This is a genomic window from Lutibacter sp. A80 (assembly GCF_022429645.1).
In the GTDB taxonomy this organism is placed as follows: domain Bacteria; phylum Bacteroidota; class Bacteroidia; order Flavobacteriales; family Flavobacteriaceae; genus Lutibacter.
This window is the reverse complement of record NZ_CP092480.1, coordinates 3,168,277-3,189,097: the sequence shown is the minus strand read 5'-3', so window position 1 is coordinate 3,189,097 and position 20,821 is coordinate 3,168,277. Positions and strand designations below refer to the sequence as shown.

Below are 20,821 nucleotides of genomic sequence, written 5' to 3'. Positions count from 1 at the left end.
GGTGACTTATTAAAATTAAAAACAAAGTTGTCGTTGATCAGTCAATGACTGTAATAAGTTTAGCATCCAAATAGGGAAGATCGTTTATACGCTACTTCCCTATTGCTAACTCAACGGAACGTAAACTAAATACAAATGGCAAATATTGAAATTAAAGATTTATTAGACGCAGGTGTACATTTTGGTCACCTAACTAGAAAATGGGATCCAAACATGGCTCCTTACATTTACGGAGAACGTAACGGTGTACATATTATTGACCTTTACAAAACCGCAGCAAAAATCGAAGAAGCTTCTGAAGCTTTAAAGAAAATTGCATCTTCAGGTAGAAAAATCCTTTTTGTAGCTACAAAAAAACAAGCAAAAGAAATTATTGCAGACAAATCTAAAAGTGTTAACATGCCTTACATCACAGAAAGATGGCCAGGTGGAATGTTAACAAACTTTGTTACTATTAGAAAAGCTGTTAAAAAAATGGCTACAATTGATAGAATGAAACAAGATGGGTCTTTTGCCGCTCTTTCTAAAAGAGAACAATTACAAATTAACCGTCAACGTGAAAAATTAGACAAAAACTTAGGTTCTATTACAGATATGACACGTTTACCAGGTGCAATTTTTGTAGTTGATGTAAAAAAAGAACACATTGCTATTGCTGAAGCTAAAAAATTAAGTATTCCAATTTTTGCAATGATCGACACAAACTCTGATCCAAGAGGAATTGATTATGTAGTTCCTGCAAATGATGATGCTTCAAAATCTATTGAAAAAGTTTTAGGACATATTACTGATGCAGTTGCTGAAGGTTTATCTGAAAGAAAAGCAGGTAAAGAAAAAGCTGCAGAAGCAAAAGCTGAAACAAAAAAAGAGGTAAAAAAATAATTAAAGTAAAATAGTTGAATGCTTAAATTCAACAAAAAACAATAATAAAATGGCGAAAATTACAGCCCAAGAAGTAAATAAATTAAGACAATCTACAGGTGCAGGTATGATGGATTGTAAAAATGCACTTGTTGAAGCAGAAGGAGATTTTGACAAAGCAGTTGATATTTTACGTAAAAAAGGTCAAAAAGTTGCAGCAAAAAGAGCTGACAGAGATTCATCTGAAGGTGCTGCTATTGCATATGTAAATGATGACAATACACAAGGCGTTATTATTTCTCTTAATTGTGAAACAGACTTTGTTGCTAAAAATGATGCTTTTGTTGCTTTAGCTACTGATTTTGCTAAAATTGCAGTAAACTGTGATTCTAAAGAAGATTTTTTAGCTGCTGATTTTGGTGGAATGACTGTTGCTGAAAAATTAATTGAGCAAACTGGAGTTATTGGTGAAAAATTAGAAATTGCTGGATTTGAAAAAGTATCAGGTCCTTATATTGGTTCTTATATTCATGTTGGAAATAAAATTGCTAGTTTAACTGTATTATCTGCTAATATAGAAGGTTCTGATGTTGTTGCTAAAGATGTATCTATGCAAGTAGCTGCAATGGGTGCTACTACATTATCTTACAAAGATTTTGATCCTGCTTATGTTGCTTCTGAAACTGAAGCTAGAATTGCAGTAATTGAAAAAGATAATATTGAACTTGCTAGATTAGGTAAAACACTTAAAAATGTTCCTACTTTTATTTCAAGATCTCAATTAACTGATGAAGTTATTGAACAAACTAAATTAAAATTAAAAGAAGAATTAAAAGCTGAAGGTAAACCAGAAGCTATATGGGATAGAATTCTTCCTGGAAAATTAGAACGTTTTATTTCTGATAATACTACTTTAGATCACGAACAATGTCTTCTTGATCAAAATTTTATTAAAGATGAAAAAATTACAGTTGCAGAATATGTTAAATCTATTGGAGATGTAACTGTTACTGATTTTAAAAGAATTTCTTTAGTATAAACTATACTATTAAATTTAGATATAAAAAAACCTCGCAAATGCGAGGTTTTTTTATGTTTATTCTTAAAGAAATCTTATTAAATTTTAATAAAAATCTTTTTCCTATAAAGTACATAGGTTAAAAACCAAAAGAATATAATGTGCGTTATTGCAAATAATAAAGAACCATTCATATTCCCTGCAATTGGTACAAATACTTGATTATACAAATAACTATAACCTGTAAGCGTATCTCCATTAGACATATTAATCTTTACCAAATAAATAATTGTTTTTACATAAATACCCGAAAACATAAAAATAAATAATGGGTTTGTTCCAAAATGAATAAATGGCGTTGACCACTTTTTAAAGCCTTTAACATCGATAATCCATAATAACAGTGCTAAAAACAATAAAGCTAAACCACCAGCATAAATTACATAAGTACTGGTCCAAAGCGATTTATTTATTGGAAAAATAGTACCCCAAACCAAGCCCACAACTGCTAAAATAAGTCCGTACATTACAAACTTTTTAATAGTGTCTAGTGTACTTTTAGAGAATTCAATAATATTTCCAGCAAAATAACCCAATAAAACAGTTGCAATTGATGGAAAAGAAGATAATAATCCTTCAGGATCAAAAGTAAAACCAAGACCTTTATACATATGGTTTTCACCTAAAATAGCTAAATCAATTTGCTGAACTAAATTCCCCGTTTGATCAAAAGGAGCTATGGGGTTACCAAAATATAAAATTCCCCAATACCCTAATAAAATTGCAGCAAAAATATATTTCAACGTTTTTACATTAAATTGTAAACACAACAATGCCGCTAAACCATAAGCTATTGCAATACGTTGTAAAACTCCTAAAAATCTAACATTTTCAAAATTAAATTTTGGAAATAAATTTAAAAATAAGCCTAGTAAAAAAATAATTAAAGTTCTCTTTATTACTTTTTTAAAACTTGATGAAGTAATACCTTTATTAAATTTTTTAAATGAATAAAACATTGAAACTCCAACAATAAAAAGAAAAAATGGAAATACTAAATCAGTTGGTGTACACCCATGCCATTTTGCATGAAGTAATGGTGGGTACACATAACTCCAACTACCTGGAGTATTAACCATAATCATTAAAGCAATTGTTAAGCCTCTTAAAACATCTAAAGCTATTAATCTTTGGGACACTGCCATATTATTTATTTTTTAAATTAATAATTAATAAAATAAACATAAATAGCCATTAAAAACTTAACAGTAATTATATATTATTTTTATCCATATAAATTTAATAAAATTGTTAAGAATCAGCTTCATTTGAGCTTCATTTTTAATAGTAATTAATTTCATTTTAATTTATCTAATACTCATTTTTACATCAATTCAAATTAAACATTCCATTTATACTTATAAACTATTTATTATATTTGCATAACTTTCAAACAAATTATGGCATCATATAAAAGAATTCTATTAAAATTAAGTGGTGAAGCTCTAATGGGCGACCAACAATATGGAATAGACCCAAAAAGATTAGCAGATTATGCTCAAGATATAAAAAATATTGTAGATCAAAATATTGAAGTTGCCATTGTTATTGGTGGTGGTAATATTTTTAGAGGTATTGCTGGAGCAAGTAACGGTATCGATAGAGTTCAGGGCGATTATATGGGTATGTTAGCAACTGCAATAAATGGATTAGCATTACAAAGCGCAATTGAAACCGCTGGTATTAAAACTAGATTACTAACAGCTATAAAAATGGAACAAGTTGCAGAACCTTTTATAAAAAGAAGAGCTGTACGCCATTTAGAAAAAGGTCGTGTGGTAATTTTTGGTTGCGGAACAGGTAATCCATACTTTACAACAGATACTGCTGCTGTTTTAAGAGCAATAGAAATTGGTGCTGAAGTTATTTTAAAAGGAACACGTGTAGATGGAATTTACAATAAGGATCCAGAAAAAAACGACAATGCTATTAAATTTGACACCATTTCTTATAAAGAAGTGATGAATAAAGGTTTAAAAGTTATGGATATGACTGCCTTTGCTTTAAGTCAAGAAAATAATTTACCAATTATTGTTTTTGATATGAATACAAAAGGAAACCTGGAAAAAGTAATATCAGGAGAAAATATTGGAACAAAAGTTGATAATTAGTTAGAAATTAAAATGTTTTAATTATGAATGAAGAATTAGACTTTATTATAGATAGTACAAAAGAATTAATGCAAGAAGCAATTGTGCATTTAGAAAAAGAGTTCAGAAACATTAGAGCTGGAAAAGCTAGCCCAACAATGTTAAGTGGTGTAACTGTAGATTATTACGGTTCACAAACTCCTTTAGCGCAAGTTGCTAATGTTGGAACTATGGATGCACATACAATTACAGTACAACCATGGGAAAAAAACATGTTACATGAAATTGAAAAAGCCATTATGAATGCAAATTTAGGTTTTAACCCTATGAATAATGGTGAAGTTGTAATTATTAACGTTCCTGTTTTAACTGAAGAAAGACGTAAAAATTTATCTAAACAAGCAAAAGCAACAGCTGAAACTGCAAAAGTAAGTATTAGAAATGACCGTAGAGAAGCTATGCAAGAAATTAAAAAAGCTGATGTTTCTGAAGATATGAAAGCTAATGCTGAAGTAAGTATTCAAAATTTAACCGATAAATTTAGCTTAGAAATTGATGAGCTTTATAAAATAAAAGATGTTGAAATTATGAAGGTATAAATATTAAGCCTTAATAATTCATTCTAAAAGCAAAAAGGCTATCTAAAATGTATAATTTAACCTAATTGCGAAACAAGAAATAATCTACTGTTACTGCTCAACAAAAGATTAATTCATATAATTCGTACTTAGTGAATTTTATAACATATTTGATGGTCTTTTTTTATTCATATATTTTTTACCCTCTAAAATATTTTAATGAAAAAGGCACTTTTTTTACTGTTTGTAATTCCTTTTTTAGCGCTATCTCAAAACCAAATTCAGGGAATTGTTACAGATAGTAAAACAAAAAAAGCACTGCCTTTTGCATCTGTAACAACAAATACAGGTTTTGGAGTATTAACAGATACTGATGGAAAATTCTATATACAAACAAAAGATCCTTTTACTACCATCAAAATTTCTTATATCGGCTATACCACTTTAGAAATACCCCTAAACAATTATTCTAAATTTTTAAAAATTAAATTAAATTCTTCTGTTGAAAATCTGAATGAAATTTTAATTAAAGCTAAAGAAAATCCTGCGCTAGGTATTATTAGAAATACCATTAAAAACAAACCTATAAACAATATTGAAAAAGCTTTAAACACTTATCAATTCAACAGCTACAACAAAATTCTAGTTACTGCAAATCCAGATTCTATAAATGGAAAAATTGACTCTGTTTTTTTTGTAAAAAAAGGTGAAGAAAAAAAGTTTTTACATGTAGATTCCTCAAATTATAAATTCAAAAAAGACATTATAAAACAGCATTTATTCATTTCTGAAAAAATTTCGGAATATAAATTTCAAAAAGGAAAGAAACAAAAAGAAGTTGTTTTAGCTTCTAGAATGGCTGGATTAAAACAACCGATTTACGAACTATTAGCTATCACATTTCAAGATCTTTCTTTTTATAAAGAATTTTACACGTTGGCAGGCACAAAATATACAAACCCAATTGCTAATAACGCTTTAAAAAAATACAATTATAAAATTCTAGATACTATAAACAATGCGAATGGAAAATCTATAATTATACATTTTAAACAAAAAGAAGTAAAACAAACTTTAGGGCTAGAGGGTGTTTTATATATAGACACCAAACAATTTGCAATTACTAAAGCCATTGTTGAGTTAAAGGGTTTGGTAAATGTAAAAGCTACCCAAAATTACAAGTACTTAAAACAATTTAACATTTGGTTTCCAAGCAATATGGATATTGTGTTAAAAAAAGGGGAAAACAAAGAAAACATAGCTTTATTTGGTGGAGCAGTGAAGTTTTCAGAAAGCAAAAAAAATGATTCCATAATTAATACAAATACAAAAAACGAAAGCGATGTTACATATTTTATTTCTAAAACATCAAATTCAAATATTCACATTAACACTCCTGTATCTGTGAAAAAATCTGCCACTACAATACAATTTAATGATGATGCTCATAAAAAATCGGCTGAATTTTGGAATTTATACAGGACAGATACTCTTACACAACGAGGAGAAAATACATATAGTTATTTAGATAGCATAGCAAAAACCGAAGGTGTTGAAAAAAAAATAAATTTTGCTCGTAATATTCTTAAAGGTTATTTTCCTACTAAATATATCAATCTTAATCTTGGAAAGATTTTAAATTTAAACAACTACGAAGGTGTACGCTTAGGTTTTGGAGGAGAAACCAACAGTAATTTTTCGAATGTTTTTAAAATAGAATCATATATAGCATATGGCACAAAAGACAAAGATTTTAAATATAGTATTGGAGCCTCTACTAGACTAAACAAAAATAACAACACTTGGATTGGTGGAAGTTTTACAAACGATTTAAAAGAAGCAGCTGCTTTAGATTTTATAAAAGAAAACAACTCATTCTCCCCTATTAATCCAAGAAATTTAAATATTGATAAATTTTACAATTATAAAATTGTAAAAGCCTTTATTACACATGATATACAACCAAATTTAGAAGCAAAATTTCAGGTTAGTACAGGGAATTATCTACCAGTTTTCGAATACCAGTTCAACTCTTTAAATAAAAATTTAATAGATTATAAATTAACACTTGCTACTTTGGGTTTTCAATACAATCCTAAAAACGAGTATATGAATTCACCAGTTGGAAAACTCAAAATAAAAAATGTATTTCCACAATTTACATTTCAACTTACAAAAAGCTTTGAAAACTTATTGCAAAGTGATTTTAATTTTACACAAATAAGCCTAAGAGTTTTACATAAAATACATCCCATAAAAAAAGCAACTACAACTATTTTAGCTGAAGGAGGTATTGTTTTTGGAGACACTCCAATTTCACACTTGTTTAATGCAACACCAAATTATACTTTTAAAAATCCTTGGATAAAACGTATTACTTTTGCTGGTAAAAATAGTTTCGAAACTATGAGCTACAACGAATTTATTTCAGATAAGTTTGCCGCCTTACACATTAAGCACCAATTAACACCTTTTAATATTAGTAAAAAGTTTAAACCTCAATTAACATTAGTAAGTAGAGTTGCAATTGGAAAAATAGACAATCCTGAATACCATAGCGGACTAATTTTTAAAGGATTAAATAAAGCTTATTTAGAAAGTGGACTCGAATTTAATGGCTTATTTAAAGGTTTTGGATTAAGTAGCTTTTACAGGTATGGCGTATATAAAAATGTAGAATGGAGCGATAATTTAGCCATAAAACTAACTTATAAATTTAGACTTGGTTTTTAACTATTAGGTAATTAAAAGCTCAACTATTTTATTAACTTTGCAAGAAATTTTTTTTAATGAATTTCTGGGCTCATATTTCTAGGCTGATTTTAAAAGGTCGGTATTTTATAATTCTTTTAATTGCAATTTGCACTTATTTATTGGCTACACAAATGCAATATATGCGTTTTTCGTATACAGAAGCCAATCTTTTACCTGACAACCATCAAGTAAACATAGAATATAATAAATTTTTAGACCTTTTTGGAGAAGAAGGAAATCTAATAATTTTAGCAACTGAAGATCCTTCAATATTTACTCCTGAAAAATTTAAGGCTTGGAATAATTTATCTAAACAACTAGACAGTTTTGCCGAAGTAGATTTTACTGTTGCAATTGGTGATATTCAAAAATTAACAAAAAATAAAACCGAACAAAAATTTGACCTAGAACCATTATACGTAAATCCGCCAGAAACAACAGAAGAAGTTCTAAAAATAAAAAATGAACTCTTTGAAAATCTTCCTTTTTACGATAATTTTTTATTTAATAAAAAGTCTGAAACTATTAGAACAATTGTCTACCTTAAAAAAGACATTGTAAATACTGCTGTTAGAAAAGACTTTATCTTCGATGCTTTAAATCCAGCAATCGAAAAATTTGAACAAGACTATAACATCGATATTAGAGTTTCTGGTATGCCTTATATACGTACCATGAACGCCCAAAATATTATAGATGAAATAGGTATTTTTGTTGCACTTGCTTTGGGTGTAACCGCACTTATTTTCTTCTTCTTCTTTAGATCTTTTAGAGCAACTTTTATTACCTTAATAGTTGTTAGTATTGGTGTAATTTGGGCTTTTGGGTTTATTGGATTATTTAGGTATGAAATTAGCGTTTTAATGGCATTAATTCCGCCATTAATTATTGTAATTGGAGTTCCAAACGCCATATTTTTAATAAATAAATACCAACAAGAAGTAAAAAAACACGGAAATCAAGCTAAATCTTTACAACGTGTAATTTCTAAAGTTGGAAACGCTACTTTAATGACTAATGTTACAACAGCCTCTGGTTTTGCTACATTTATTTTTACAAAAAGTCAGTTATTAAGAGAATTTGGTACTATAGCTTCTATCAATATTTTAGCAATATTTGTTTTAGCTTTATTAATTATACCAATTATATACAGTTTTTTACCATTACCTAAAGAAAAACACCTAAAACATCTAGAACGCAAATGGATTGACACCATTGTTACTTGGATGGAATCTATAGTTAGACACCATAGATTAACAGTATATGCAACAACTGTTATTTTAATTATTGTAAGTATGATTGGTATTTATATGATTAAAATATCTGGAAGTTTAATAGAAGACATGCCTAAAGGCAAACCATTTTTTAAAGATATTGTATTTTTTGAAGAAGAATTTGGAGGCATAATGCCGCTTGAAATTGTAATTGATACTAAGGCTGAAAATGGTGTTATGAAACTTAGTACGTTGCAGCGCATGAATAAATTAGATGAAACTATAGATGAGATTCCTCAACTTTCGAAATCTATTTCAGTTTTAAATTTAGTTAAATATTCTAAACAAGCTTTCTACAACGGAAAACCAGAATATTACGAATTACCAAACAATCAAGAAAAAAATTGGATACTATCTTATACAAAAAAAGCAACAACAGATAGCAATTTATTGAACAACTTTGTTGATTCAACTGGACGTTATGCAAGATTAACAACCTTTATGAAAGATATTGGTACCGATAAAATGGAAATAATTGAAGACCGATTAATTCAAAAAATTGACAAAGAATTTCCTAAAGAAGATTATAATGTAAGTATGACTGGTGGTGCGTTGGTATTTTTAAAAGGAACTACTTTTTTAATAAATAATTTAGTCATTTCGCTTTCGTTAGCAATTATATTAATCGCTGTTTTTATGGCTTTTCTATTTCGTTCTTTTAGAATGATTGTAATTTCTTTAATTCCAAATATATTTCCATTACTTATTACCGCAGGTTTAATGGGATATTTAGGGGTACCTATAAAACCATCAACAATTTTAGTTTTTAGTATTGCTTTTGGTATATCGGTAGATGATACTATTCATTTTTTAGCAAAATATCGTCAAGAATTAATGGTTAATAATTGGAAAATTAAACACTCGGTATACGCTGCATTAAGAGAAACTGGAGTAAGTATGTTTTACACTTCAATTGTATTATTTTTTGGATTTTTAGTATTTACAGTCTCTAGCTTTGGAGGAACTATTGCTTTAGGAGGTTTAGTTTCAATTACATTGTTATTTGCAATGGTATCGAATTTATTATTACTTCCTTCATTATTACTTTCATTAGAAAAAAAGATTGCTAATAAAAAAACATTTAAAAAACCAACTTTAGACATTCTTACCCCCGAAGATACCAATGAGAAGTAACTAACAGAGGCAAATAACTCTTTTTTATCTAAAAGTTATTTTTTAAACAATGCTGAGACATTTTATAGCAACGTATTAAAATACTTTTACACAATTAGACTTTTCAACTTTCATTAGTTAGTGTATCTTTGTAACTCTTAAAATTTTAAACATGAATAGAAGTACAGTTCTTGAACTTTTAGGTTCAAATAATTTTTTACAAGACGTAACCCTAAAAGGTTGGGTTAGAACATTTAGAGCCAATAGATTTATAGCTTTAAATGATGGTTCAACTATAAATAATATACAATGTGTTGTTGATTTTGAAAAAACAGACGAAACCGTTCTAAAACGTATTACCACAGGAGCTGCAGTTTCTGTAAAAGGTACTTTAGTTGAAAGTCAAGGAAAAGGACAATCTGTTGAAATTCAAGTAAATGAAATTGAAATACTAGGAGATTCTAATCCAGAAGAATACCCAATACAACCAAAAAAACATAGTTTCGAATTTTTACGTGAACATGCGCATCTAAGAGTAAGAACAAATACATTTAGTGCAGTAATGCGAGTACGCTCTGCTTTATCTTTTGCTGTTCATAAATATTTTACTGAAAATGGTTTTTATAATTTTCATGCACCAATAATTACTGGATCAGATGCCGAAGGTGCTGGAGAAATGTTTAAAGTTACAACCTTAGATGTTGAAAACCTTCCAAAAAACGAAGAAGGAAAAGTAGACGCTTCAAAAGACTTTTTTGGTAAAATGACCAACCTTACAGTTTCTGGTCAATTAGAAGCAGAAACGTATGCTATGGCTTTAGGAAAAGTATACACTTTTGGACCAACTTTTAGAGCTGAAAATTCAAATACTACACGTCACCTATCAGAATTTTGGATGATTGAACCAGAGGTTGCATTCAATAATTTAGATGATAATATGGATTTAGCAGAAGATTTTATTAAATCTGTAATAAATTATGTATTAGACAATTATAAAGATGATATTGCCTTTTTAGATAATAGATTCAACCAAGAAGAAAAAAGTAAACCTGCATTACAACGTAGTGAAATGACTTTACTTGAGAAACTAAATTTTGTAGTTGAAAATAACTTTAAAAGAGTTTCTTATACAGAAGCTTTTGAAATTTTAAGAAATTGTAAACCAAATAAAAAGAAAAAATTTCAATACCTTATTAACGAGTGGGGTGCAGATTTACAAAGTGAACACGAACGTTATTTAGTTGAAAAACATTTTAAATGCCCAGTAATTTTATTTGATTATCCTGCCAATATTAAAGCATTTTATATGCGTTTAAATGATGATGGTAAAACAGTAAGAGCAATGGACGTTTTGTTCCCAGGAATTGGAGAAATTGTTGGAGGAAGCCAACGTGAAGAGCGCTTAGATGTATTAAAACAAAAAATGGAGGCACTAGAAATTGATGAAAAAGAATTATGGTGGTATTTAGATACTCGAAAATTTGGAACCGCAGTTCATAGTGGCTTTGGCTTAGGTTTTGAGCGTTTGGTACAATTTACAACTGGTATGGGTAATATTAGAGATGTAATACCATTTCCTAGAACGCCTCAAAATGCAGAATTTTAAGTAATCATAAAATATATAAATAACCAATAAGATAAAATACAAAAAAACATAAATTGAAGAATTATATGTTTTTTTGTATTTTTATAAAAAGTAACAATTAAATTAATATATGCTTAAACAAAGCTTAAATTTTAAGTTATTACAAAAATTATCTCCTCAGCAAATTCAATTAATGAAATTGATTCAATTGCCTACGCAAGCATTTGAACAAAAATTAAAACAAGAATTAGAAGAAAACCCTGCTTTAGATAGTGGTAAAGAAAATACTGATGAATTTGAAAATTCTCAAGCTGATGAATATGATGATACTGGTAACGAAAATATAAGCACTGAAGACATAAATATTGATGAATATTTAAGTGATGATGAAATTCCTAGCTATAAAACACATGCTAATAATTACTCATCTGATGATGATGAAAAAAGCATACCTTATGCCTCTGGAACCTCTTTTACACAACATTTAACTACTCAAATAAACACATTTCGCTTAACAGAAGATGAAGAAACAATCACAAATTTTTTAATTGGAAGTATAGACGATAGTGGTTATATAAGACGTGATTTAATTGATATATTAGATGATTTAGCATTTACACAAAACATCTATACAACAATTGAAGAATTAGAAAGATTACTTAACTTAGTACAACAACTAGATCCTGCTGGAGTAGGTGCAAGAAGTTTAAAGGAATGCTTAATTCTACAATTAAAAAGAAAAGACGAAAAACCAAGTAGACTCTTGGCAATTGATATTCTTGAAAACTCGTTTGAACATTTTGCAAAGAAACATTACAAAAAATTATTACAAAAATTTCATGTTTCAGAAGATCAACTTAAAGAGGCCATACAACAAATTGAAAAATTAAACCCAAAACCGGGTGGATCTTATATTGGTAATAATAAAATAGCTGAGCAAATTGTTCCTGATTTTACTATTAGAATTATTGAAGGAGAATTAGAACTTACACTAAACTCTAGAAATGCTCCAGAACTACATATTTCTAAAGAATATAACGATTTACTTTCAGGTTATAAAGACTCTAAAGAAAAATCTAAATCTCAAAAAGAAGCTGTTCAGTTTATTAAACAAAAGTTAGACTCTGCAAAATGGTTTATAGATGCTATAAAACAACGTCAACAAACCTTACTTTTAAATATGAATGCTATTATGCACCATCAGAAAGAATATTTTTTGACGGGTGATGAGCGTAAGTTAAAACCAATGATTTTAAAAGACATTGCAGATGTTATTAATATGGACGTTTCAACAGTTTCTAGAGTTGCTAATAGTAAATATGTAAACACGCCTTACGGAACAAAATTAATTAAAGAATTTTTCTCAGAATCAATGAAAAATGACCAAGGAGAAGATGTTTCGACCCGTGAAATTAAAAACATTTTAGCTTCTGTAGTCTCAAACGAAAGCAAAAAGAAACCTTTAACAGATGACAAGTTATCTATTATTCTAAAAGAAAAAGGGTACCCTATAGCTAGAAGAACTGTTGCAAAATATAGAGAACAATTAGATATACCAGTAGCTCGGTTAAGAAAAGAGATTTAAAATCTTCTTATAACTTATGAAATTATCAAAATTTATCTCTATTTTTTTTCATCCAATAAATTTCCCAATTATTGGGGCTTTCATCTACTTTTTATTTAGACCGGAATATATTTTTAAGCCGCAAGAACATACAATATTATTGGTAATACTGATAGGAACATATATTTTTCCAATTATTTTCCTTTTAATATTAAAGCAATATAAAATGATACGTAGCTACAATATGGTATCAATTGAAGAGCGTAAATTCCCTACTTTATTATTTACTGCAATTTCAATTATAGTAGGTAATTGGCTAATTAAAGCTAGTATTGTAGATTTATTAGCTCTCTTGTTTTATGGTTATACTCTAACTTTTTTTATTTCGTATGTCTATTTATTTTTTAAACAAAGAATTAGTTTACATACAGCTGCAATAGGTGGTTTAATCGGTTTTTTAATTTGCTTTAGTTACCATTATCAAATTAATTTAATAGTATTTATTGCTTTCTTTTTTATATTAAGTGGTATAATTTCATCATCTAGATTAAAATTAAATGCACATACACTTAAAGAAGTTTATTTAGGATTTATTACAAGTTTAATAAGCCAATTTATTGTATATGCAATTTACTACATAATATAAAATTTTAGACCTACTTTAAAATCTCTAAAATTAATTTGCTCTGAATTGTTTAGATAAGCATTTTCAAAAATTGAATTTAATCCATAATACAAGTACAAATTCCAAGTACTATAACCAACAGCAAGTGTCAGTCCAAACTGTATTTTTCTTAATTCAGATAAATCTTTAATAGCTATTGTACTATCATCATCTCTAAATTTAGATTTTGAAGCAAAAATATAAGAAGCTTTTACACCGGTATAAACCCTCCAAAATTTATATGTATCTATTGTTGAAGTCCTCCACCTAATCTCGAAAGGCATATCAACAGCGTGTAACTTTAACCAATTAGTTTTGTAATCTTCAGCAATAGAAAAAACAGTATTATCAGTTTCATTTGAAATTTTCAAATTTTGAATGTATGCATTGTATTGATAACCTATACCTAAAGCTATACCAAAAGACCCATTACTATTTAATGGTATGTCTTTTATAAAACCTAGAGCTACGCTGCCTGAAAATCCATTTTGAGACACCTCTACAGGCGTATTACTTAAATTGTTATATGCAAGGGCTAAATATAATTGATCTTCTAAATAAGAGATATTATCGCTAATAGAATCTTTATTGCTTTGTGCTTGAAGTAATGTACTACTATAGATTATTAAAAATATTGAAAATATAAACTTCATATAAGATTAATTATTTAATTTCAATCTTTTAACTATTGAAACCTTATGAATAATTAAGTTAATACAATTAAGCACTAACTTAATAAACAAATATACTTTATAAAAACAAAAGAGGCAATCAATTTTGATTGCCTCTTTAAAATTAATAATATATGCTAATTAAAAGTTTCCTTTTATATCACTACTTTTTGTAGTTGAAAAACTTACTTTTAAAGCATTAATGTCTCTTAATTGTTCTTTAATATCTAAAATTGTACCTACATTGGCTTCTTTATCTGCTTTAATAGAAGTAGTCATAAATTTAACTTCTTCTTCTTTTCTTAAAGCACGTTCAGCAAAAATAAAACTAGGAACATCATTAACGTCAATAATTTTATCATTTACTTGAATTTTATCTCCACCAATTCTGGCATCTTTAGATTTACCAACATAAATAGTACTAACCAAACTTTTCATCTCTAGCTTTTTCACTTCGCTAGCTGCAGGAAGAATTGGTTTTTTAATTAGTAAATCCGTTTCTCTCATAGTAGTTGATACCATAAAAAAGAATAATAACATAAATACAATATCAGGTAAAGACGCTGTCGAAATTGCAGGTAATCCTTTTTTCTTCTTTTTAAACTTACTCATGTGCTGATATTATTTAATTGGTTCTGGTTCGGTAATAATTTGAGGATAACTGGCTTTTAAAAAGTCAATTTTTTCCTTTAAACTTTCCCCACCGTTATCATTATACTCTTTTAACAAATCACTATAAGTTCTTTCATATTTTTCTAAAGCCATTCTGTTTCTCAACTCATTATAAGCAGCTTCTATTTCATTTTGAATAGAAACATACATTCCATAAGTTGTTCCTCTATCGCTTTGTAAAGATATAATTGCTTTTGTTGGATGATCTGACGATGCTGGATCTTTTGCTCCTTGACAGTAATCGCAAGGTTGCGCTGGTTGACCGTCTTTTGCAACAGATAAACCACCACCATTATCAATAAAATCCATCGCTATTTTACGTATATCAGTAACTTGAACAAAATCAGTTCCTTCAATAAGGATTTGATTATTTCTATTTACAGTGATATCTAAAACATTCTTTTCTTTAATAGTTACTTCTGGAGTATCTTCTGATTTTTCTGGTAATTTTCTAGAAATACCAGAATCAACATCCATAGTTGTTGTAACTAAGAAAAATATTAAAAGCAAGAACGCAATGTCTGCCATTGAACCAGCATTTATTTCTGAATTTTCTCTTCTTGCCATAGTGCTATTATTTTGCTAGTGATCTTACAAAGTCAACCACAAAGAATCCTAAACCTACAACACCTAAAATAGCGCTGAAGTTTATACCTGTACTAACCCATTTTGAAACAGCTCCTGCTTCACCATCTTCTAAAACTCTTCCACTAACATCTAAAACAGCTGCATCTGAAGAAACAGAATATGCTATTATCAATATTACTGCTAAAGCAACAATACCAATTAATGTTCTTTTTAATACTTGTGGATGTTTTACTAAGTTTAACATAGAAAACACAACGGCAATAACTGCTGTTGCAATTAATACTATATTAGCAAAACTTATAAATGGAGAAACGATACTTGCCTGAACTTCGGCATCTGTTTCAATTGTTTCATCACCTACCATAACAATTCTAATGAAGAAATAGAATGCTATTACTCCAATAAGACCTGCTATTAAGGTTAATATTTTTGAAAATTTCTTATTCATGATCTCTCTTATTTTTTGTGTTTAACCAAAAGGTCAACAAGTGAAATTGAAGCGTCTTCCATATTGTTTACAATACTATCTACTTTAGAAATAATGTAGTTGTAAAAAATTTGAAGAATAATTGCAACAATTAAACCAAATACTGTTGTTAATAATGCTACTTTAATACCACCAGCAACAACTGTTGGAGAAATATCACCAGCTTGTTGGATTGAATCAAATGCACTAATCATACCAATTACTGTTCCCATGAAACCAAGCATTGGTGCTAAAGCAATAAATAAAGATAACCAAGAAATGTTTTTCTCTAATAATCCCATTTGAACTCCTCCGTAACCAACAACTGCTTTCTCAGCTGCGTCTACACCTTCATCCATTCTATCTAAACCTTGGTAGAATATAGAAGCAACAGGCCCTTTTGTATTTCTACATACTTCTTTAGCAGCTTCTACACCACCTGAAGCAAGTGCATCATCTACTTTATTTACTAATTTCTTAGTATTTGTAGTGGCCATATTAAGGTAAATAATTCTTTCAATAGCAATTGCCAACCCTAAAATTAAGGCTACTAATACAATTCCCATAAAAAATGGTCCACCTTCAATAAAACGTTGTTTTAATTCTTGGTGAAATGTTTTTGATTCTGTGTCGTTTGCAACCTGTTCTGTGTTTGCTGCATCTTGTGCAATAGCTTTAGGTGCTGCTCCAAATAACAATAACCCTGTAATTGCAAGGATAGTAAATACTCTTTTCATCGTGTGTAATAGTTAATTTATTAATTTTACGGTTAAATATATAATTTTTTTTAACAAATAGTTATTTCATAAAGAGTAAGTTTAAAAGTCTAATGACTATCAAAAGTCTCTTCTGTAATTAAACTTTTGCGAAGGCAAGTAACAAAAAATTGTTGAATTTTGAAAATTTTACAAGCACTTTAAATTATTTATTTATAAACATATATTATTTTTTGATTTAAAGAAAAAACTTAGTTTATTTTAATAAATCGGTATAAAAAAAAATGAAATGTTGTTTTTTATTTAATAAAAGCTACAATTCTTCACTCATTTCACCCCGCAAAGGTTTTTCAAAAATAGCTTTAAACGCACTTTGCGGCAAATTTTCACCTAACAAATACATTAATTTTGCCAAAGCAGACTCTGTAGTGATGTCTTTTCCATTAATAATTCCTATATTTTTTAGGTGTTCACTTGTTTCATAATGACCTAAAATAACACTACCGCTAGTACATTGTGTAACATTTACTATGTAAATACCTTTACTAATTGCTTGCTCTAATAAATTTACAAACCACTTTTCCGTTGGTGCATTTCCAGAACCATAAGTTTCTATAATAACACCTTTTAAATTTTCTATAGATAAAATAGCTGCAACAACTTCTTTTGTAATTCCAGGGAAAATTTTTAAAATAGCAATATTATTATCTAATGTTTTTCTAACTTTTAAAAGCTCGCTTCCTATGTTTGGTTTAAATAAAAGCTGTTTTGAAAATTTCAAATAAACTCCGCTCTCACCTAAAGGTGGAAAATTTGGCGAATAAAATGCTTGAAAATGTTCCGCATTTACCTTAGTTGTTCTATTTGCTCTATATAATTTGTATTCAAAATACAGACAAACTTCTGAAACAACGGGTTGCCCATGCTCTTGTGAAGATGCTATTTGAATGGATGTAATTAAGTTCTCTTTTGCATCTGTACGTAAATCACCAATTGGTAATTGAGATCCTGTAAAAATTATTGGTTTCGACAAGTTTTCAAACATAAAACTAATTACTGAAGCGGTGTAAGACATGGTGTCGGAACCATGTAGAATAACAAAACCATCAAAATTGTAATAATTTTTCTCAATTATTTCAGCTAAAATAACCCAATTTGAAACATTCATATTTGAAGAGTCTATTGGTTCTTCAAACGAAATACTATCTATATCACAATTTAAAAGGTTAATTTCTGGTATGTGCATTAACAGTTTATCAAAATTAAAGGTTTTTAACACACCTGTATTAAAGTCTTTAACCATACCTATGGTTCCTCCAGTATATATTAAAAGTATTTTAGGAATTTTTGTCATTTTGTCTGAATGCTTATATTTGGAATAATTTATGCGGTAAATTTACCAAATTAAAATGCATTAACTAAAAAATAAATTATGATTGGATATTATATTATAATTGGAGGTATTTCATTAATAAGTTGGTTAGTGAGCCAACAATTAAAAAGAAAATTCAATTACTACTCTAAAGTTAAATTACAAAACGGTTTAAGTGGAAAAGAAATTGCAGAAAAAATGTTACATGATAATGGTATTTATGATGTAAAAGTCATTTCCACTCCAGGTCAATTAACAGACCACTATAACCCAACAAATAAAACTGTTAACCTAAGTGAGTCGGTTTACAATAAGCGCAATGCATCATCAGCCGCTGTAGCTTCTCACGAAGTTGGTCATGCCGTACAACATGCTCAAGCTTACCAATGGCTGCAAATGCGATCTAAATTGGTTCCAGCCGTAAGTATTACTTCAAAATTTTCTATGTGGTTGGTTATTGGTGGAGTTATTTTAGGAGCAGCATCTGGAGATTCTCCAATTGGATTTACAATTGCTGTAATAGGGTTAGGAATGATGGCTTTAGCAACTATTTTTAGTTTTATTACGTTACCTGTTGAATATGACGCTAGTAATAGAGCTTTAGCTTGGCTAAAAACAAACAACATGCTTACCAATACAGAACAAGATGGAGCAAAAGATGCTTTAAAATGGGCTGCTAGAACTTATTTAGTTGCTGCATTAGGATCGTTAGCAATGTTATTTTATTGGGGATTACGAATTTTTGGATCAAGAGATTAACATTTAATTACAAATTACGAGTTCGAAATTACAAGCTATATCAAAAAAACACCTAATAGATTAAAAATTTGTTAGGTGTTTTTATAATCCAATTTGTCTATTTATTTGTTGATCTAACGAAATAAAAGTCTCTGTACGAATTACACCTTGAATAAATTGAATTTCTTCATTCAATATTTTCATTAAATGTGTATTATCCTTACTAAGTACTTTTATAAAAACTGCCCAGTTCCCTGTAGTATAATGGCACTCCACTACTTCTGGAATTTCTTTCAGCCTTTTTATTACTGAAGCATATTTACTAGCATTATCTAAATGCACACCTACATAAGCTAATGTTGTGTATCCAAGCACTTTTGGATTTATTATAAGTTTTGAACCTAAAATCAATCCATTTGACTCTAACTTTCTTAACCTTTGATGTACTGCTGCACCAGAAATTCCAATTTCTCTAGCAATAGCTAAAATTGAAGTTTTAGCATCTTCCATTAAATGTTTTAAAATAATTTTATCTATACCATCAATGGTTATTTCTTGATCTTTCATAATTTTAAAACTTAAAAAAAGTCTAAAAAAAAGGTTGTTTTAACTATTTAAAACAACCTTTTTTATAATTAAAATAAAATTTATTCATCATCCTCTACGGGTTGAATTTCAAAATCTTCCATAAATTTTGTGGTATAGTTTCCAGAAATATAATCTGGATGCTCCATCAATTGTCTATGAAATGGTATGGTAGTTTTTACACCTTCAATAACAAACTCATTAAGAGCTCTACGCATTTTATTAATTGCTTCTTCTCTGGTTTGAGCAGTAGTTATTAATTTTGCAATCATAGAATCGTAATTTGGAGGTATCGAATATCCTGCATAAACATGAGAATCAACTCTAACACCGTGACCTCCTGGAATATGCAATGTTGTTATTTGCCCTGGAGATGGTCTAAAACCGTTAAAAGGATCTTCTGCATTAATTCTACATTCAATTGAATGCAATTTTGGGAAATAGTTTTTACCCGAAATCGGAATTCCTGCTGCTACTTTAATTTGTTCATAAATTAAATCGTAATCAATAACTTGCTCTGTTATTGGATGTTCAACTTGAATTCGAGTATTCATTTCCATAAAATAGAAATTTTTATGTTTATCAACTAAAAATTCTATTGTTCCTGCGCCTTCATAAGAAATATGTTCAGCAGCTCTTACAGCAGCTTCTCCCATTTTTTTTCTTAATTGTGGTGTCATAAATGGAGATGGAGCTTCTTCTGTTAATTTTTGATGACGTCGTTGTATTGAACAATCTCTTTCTGATAAATGACAAGCTTTTCCGAAGGAATCTCCAATAATTTGAATTTCTATATGTCTTGGCTCTTCTATTAATTTTTCCAAATACATATCTTCGTTACCAAATGCAGCTCCTGCTTCTTGACGGGCAGCATCCCATAATTGTCTTAATTTATCTTTTTCCCATACAGCACGCATTCCTTTTCCTCCACCACCAGCTGTTGCTTTTAGCATTACAGGATATCCCATTTCATCAGCTAAACTTTCAGCTTCTTCAAAAGTTTCTAAAATACCATCTGAACCAGGAATAGTTGGAACCCCTGCTGCTTTCATTGTAGCTCTAGCAGATGCTTTATCTCCCATTTGACTTATCATCTCCGCAGTAGCACCAATAAATTTTATATCATGCTCTTCACATAGTTTAGAAAACTTGGCATTTTCAGCTAAAAATCCATATCCTGGATGTATCGCATCTGCATTTGTAATTTCTGCAGCTGCTAAAATTGCAGACATTTTTAAATAGGATTCACTACTAGAAGGTGGACCAATACAAACTGCTTCGTCAGCAAAACGCACATGTAAGCTTTCTGCATCAGCAGTTGAATAAACAGCTACTGTTTTAACTCCAATCTCTCTACAAGTTCTTATAACACGTAGTGCAATCTCGCCTCTATTGGCTATTAATATTTTTTTAAACATATATACTTCTGTTTATCAATTTTCAAAAAACAAA

The 20,821-nt window shown here is 29.0% G+C and carries 19 protein-coding genes; 10 read left to right on the top strand and 9 right to left on the bottom strand.

Annotated elements, in window-relative coordinates:
- Nucleotides 1-135 precede the first annotated feature (135 nt).
- Both rpsB and tsf read left to right on the top strand, forming a co-directional pair.
- Nucleotides 136-882: a 30S ribosomal protein S2 gene (gene rpsB, locus MHL31_RS13185; RefSeq protein ID WP_240226414.1), complete on the top strand. Its 747-nt coding sequence runs from the start codon at nt 136-138 to the stop codon at nt 880-882.
- A gap of 49 nt (nt 883-931) precedes the next feature.
- Nucleotides 932-1,900, top strand: a complete 969-nt coding sequence (gene tsf / locus MHL31_RS13180) for a translation elongation factor Ts (protein ID WP_240226413.1) — start codon at nt 932-934, stop codon at nt 1,898-1,900.
- A 77-nt stretch (nt 1,901-1,977) separates the two neighbouring features.
- Here the strand turns inward: tsf and MHL31_RS13175 are convergent, their stop codons facing one another.
- A complete protein-coding gene (locus MHL31_RS13175) occupies nt 1,978-3,084 on the bottom strand; it encodes an acyltransferase family protein (protein WP_240226412.1) in 1,107 nt (368 codons plus the stop codon).
- A gap of 255 nt (nt 3,085-3,339) precedes the next feature.
- Here MHL31_RS13175 and pyrH point away from each other — a divergent pair, with 255 nt between their 5' ends.
- From pyrH to MHL31_RS13140, 7 genes are all read left to right on the top strand, one after another.
- Nucleotides 3,340-4,050 carry a UMP kinase gene (gene pyrH, locus MHL31_RS13170; RefSeq protein ID WP_240226411.1) on the top strand — a complete coding sequence of 237 codons (711 nt, stop codon included), beginning with the start codon at nt 3,340-3,342 and terminating at the stop codon, nt 4,048-4,050.
- 23 nt (nt 4,051-4,073) lie between these two features.
- Entirely contained in the window at nt 4,074-4,628 is a 555-nt protein-coding gene (frr, locus tag MHL31_RS13165) for a ribosome recycling factor (RefSeq protein WP_240226410.1), read from the top strand.
- A gap of 198 nt (nt 4,629-4,826) precedes the next feature.
- Nucleotides 4,827-7,340 carry a DUF5686 and carboxypeptidase-like regulatory domain-containing protein gene (locus MHL31_RS13160; protein ID WP_240226409.1) on the top strand — a complete coding sequence of 838 codons (2,514 nt, stop codon included), beginning with the start codon at nt 4,827-4,829 and terminating at the stop codon, nt 7,338-7,340.
- 56 nt (nt 7,341-7,396) lie between these two features.
- Nucleotides 7,397-9,769: an RND family transporter gene (locus MHL31_RS13155; protein WP_240226408.1), complete on the top strand. Its 2,373-nt coding sequence runs from the start codon at nt 7,397-7,399 to the stop codon at nt 9,767-9,769.
- Nucleotides 9,770-9,920: 151 nt separating this feature from the next.
- Nucleotides 9,921-11,354, top strand: coding sequence for an asparagine--tRNA ligase (gene asnS, locus MHL31_RS13150; RefSeq protein WP_240226407.1), 1,434 nt, complete (start codon nt 9,921-9,923; stop codon nt 11,352-11,354).
- A gap of 109 nt (nt 11,355-11,463) precedes the next feature.
- The gene (gene rpoN, locus MHL31_RS13145; protein ID WP_240226406.1) at nt 11,464-12,918 is read left to right on the top strand and encodes an RNA polymerase factor sigma-54; all 1,455 of its coding nucleotides are present in this window, start codon (nt 11,464-11,466) and stop codon (nt 12,916-12,918) included.
- Nucleotides 12,919-12,934: 16 nt separating this feature from the next.
- Nucleotides 12,935-13,543 carry a hypothetical protein gene (locus MHL31_RS13140; protein ID WP_240226405.1) on the top strand — a complete coding sequence of 203 codons (609 nt, stop codon included), beginning with the start codon at nt 12,935-12,937 and terminating at the stop codon, nt 13,541-13,543.
- Here the strand turns inward: MHL31_RS13140 and MHL31_RS13135 are convergent.
- The 6 genes from MHL31_RS13135 to MHL31_RS13110 all read right to left on the bottom strand — a co-directional run bounded on the left by MHL31_RS13135 (nt 13,531) and on the right by MHL31_RS13110 (nt 18,028).
- On the bottom strand, nt 13,531-14,214 hold the full coding sequence (locus tag MHL31_RS13135) for a porin family protein (protein ID WP_240226404.1): 684 nt from the start codon (nt 14,212-14,214) through the stop codon (nt 13,531-13,533). The two genes, MHL31_RS13140 and MHL31_RS13135, sit on opposite strands and share 13 nt — an antisense overlap.
- Nucleotides 14,215-14,373: 159 nt before the next feature.
- Nucleotides 14,374-14,844: a biopolymer transporter ExbD gene (locus tag MHL31_RS13130; RefSeq protein ID WP_240226403.1), complete on the bottom strand. Its 471-nt coding sequence runs from the start codon at nt 14,842-14,844 to the stop codon at nt 14,374-14,376.
- 9 nt (nt 14,845-14,853) lie between these two features.
- Nucleotides 14,854-15,471, bottom strand: coding sequence for a biopolymer transporter ExbD (locus MHL31_RS13125; protein WP_240226402.1), 618 nt, complete (start codon nt 15,469-15,471; stop codon nt 14,854-14,856).
- Nucleotides 15,472-15,478: 7 nt separating this feature from the next.
- Nucleotides 15,479-15,940, bottom strand: coding sequence for a hypothetical protein (locus MHL31_RS13120; RefSeq protein ID WP_240226401.1), 462 nt, complete (start codon nt 15,938-15,940; stop codon nt 15,479-15,481).
- Between the two features lie 8 nt (nt 15,941-15,948).
- The gene (locus MHL31_RS13115; RefSeq protein WP_240226400.1) at nt 15,949-16,695 is read right to left on the bottom strand and encodes a MotA/TolQ/ExbB proton channel family protein; all 747 of its coding nucleotides are present in this window, start codon (nt 16,693-16,695) and stop codon (nt 15,949-15,951) included.
- Nucleotides 16,696-16,987: 292 nt separating this feature from the next.
- The gene (locus MHL31_RS13110; RefSeq protein ID WP_240226399.1) at nt 16,988-18,028 is read right to left on the bottom strand and encodes an asparaginase; all 1,041 of its coding nucleotides are present in this window, start codon (nt 18,026-18,028) and stop codon (nt 16,988-16,990) included.
- Between the two features lie 78 nt (nt 18,029-18,106).
- Here MHL31_RS13110 and MHL31_RS13105 point away from each other — a divergent pair, with 78 nt between their 5' ends.
- Complete coding sequence (locus MHL31_RS13105) at nt 18,107-18,805, top strand: zinc metallopeptidase (RefSeq protein WP_240226398.1); 699 nt, start codon at nt 18,107-18,109, stop codon at nt 18,803-18,805.
- Between the two features lie 81 nt (nt 18,806-18,886).
- Here MHL31_RS13105 and MHL31_RS13100 read toward each other — a convergent pair whose 3' ends face one another.
- Nucleotides 18,887-19,351 (bottom strand): Lrp/AsnC family transcriptional regulator, encoded by a 465-nt coding sequence (locus MHL31_RS13100; protein WP_240226397.1) that lies wholly within the window; start codon nt 19,349-19,351, stop codon nt 18,887-18,889.
- 80 nt (nt 19,352-19,431) lie between these two features.
- Nucleotides 19,432-20,787, bottom strand: a complete 1,356-nt coding sequence (gene accC, locus MHL31_RS13095) for an acetyl-CoA carboxylase biotin carboxylase subunit (RefSeq protein ID WP_240226396.1) — start codon at nt 20,785-20,787, stop codon at nt 19,432-19,434.
- Nucleotides 20,788-20,821: the final 34 nt, after the last annotated feature.

Coding starts and splice junctions, on each gene's coding strand:
- rpsB (WP_240226414.1), top strand. CDS start 136: ATGGCAAATATTGAAATTAAAGATTTATTAGACGCAGGTGTACATTTT.
- tsf (WP_240226413.1), top strand. CDS start 932: ATGGCGAAAATTACAGCCCAAGAAGTAAATAAATTAAGACAATCTACA.
- MHL31_RS13175 (WP_240226412.1), bottom strand. CDS start 3,084: ATGGCAGTGTCCCAAAGATTAATAGCTTTAGATGTTTTAAGAGGCTTA.
- pyrH (WP_240226411.1), top strand. CDS start 3,340: ATGGCATCATATAAAAGAATTCTATTAAAATTAAGTGGTGAAGCTCTA.
- frr (WP_240226410.1), top strand. CDS start 4,074: ATGAATGAAGAATTAGACTTTATTATAGATAGTACAAAAGAATTAATG.
- MHL31_RS13160 (WP_240226409.1), top strand. CDS start 4,827: ATGAAAAAGGCACTTTTTTTACTGTTTGTAATTCCTTTTTTAGCGCTA.
- MHL31_RS13155 (WP_240226408.1), top strand. CDS start 7,397: ATGAATTTCTGGGCTCATATTTCTAGGCTGATTTTAAAAGGTCGGTAT.
- asnS (WP_240226407.1), top strand. CDS start 9,921: ATGAATAGAAGTACAGTTCTTGAACTTTTAGGTTCAAATAATTTTTTA.
- rpoN (WP_240226406.1), top strand. CDS start 11,464: ATGCTTAAACAAAGCTTAAATTTTAAGTTATTACAAAAATTATCTCCT.
- MHL31_RS13140 (WP_240226405.1), top strand. CDS start 12,935: ATGAAATTATCAAAATTTATCTCTATTTTTTTTCATCCAATAAATTTC.
- MHL31_RS13135 (WP_240226404.1), bottom strand. CDS start 14,214: ATGAAGTTTATATTTTCAATATTTTTAATAATCTATAGTAGTACATTA.
- MHL31_RS13130 (WP_240226403.1), bottom strand. CDS start 14,844: ATGAGTAAGTTTAAAAAGAAGAAAAAAGGATTACCTGCAATTTCGACA.
- MHL31_RS13125 (WP_240226402.1), bottom strand. CDS start 15,471: ATGGCAAGAAGAGAAAATTCAGAAATAAATGCTGGTTCAATGGCAGAC.
- MHL31_RS13120 (WP_240226401.1), bottom strand. CDS start 15,940: ATGAATAAGAAATTTTCAAAAATATTAACCTTAATAGCAGGTCTTATT.
- MHL31_RS13115 (WP_240226400.1), bottom strand. CDS start 16,695: ATGAAAAGAGTATTTACTATCCTTGCAATTACAGGGTTATTGTTATTT.
- MHL31_RS13110 (WP_240226399.1), bottom strand. CDS start 18,028: ATGACAAAAATTCCTAAAATACTTTTAATATATACTGGAGGAACCATA.
- MHL31_RS13105 (WP_240226398.1), top strand. CDS start 18,107: ATGATTGGATATTATATTATAATTGGAGGTATTTCATTAATAAGTTGG.
- MHL31_RS13100 (WP_240226397.1), bottom strand. CDS start 19,351: ATGAAAGATCAAGAAATAACCATTGATGGTATAGATAAAATTATTTTA.
- accC (WP_240226396.1), bottom strand. CDS start 20,787: ATGTTTAAAAAAATATTAATAGCCAATAGAGGCGAGATTGCACTACGT.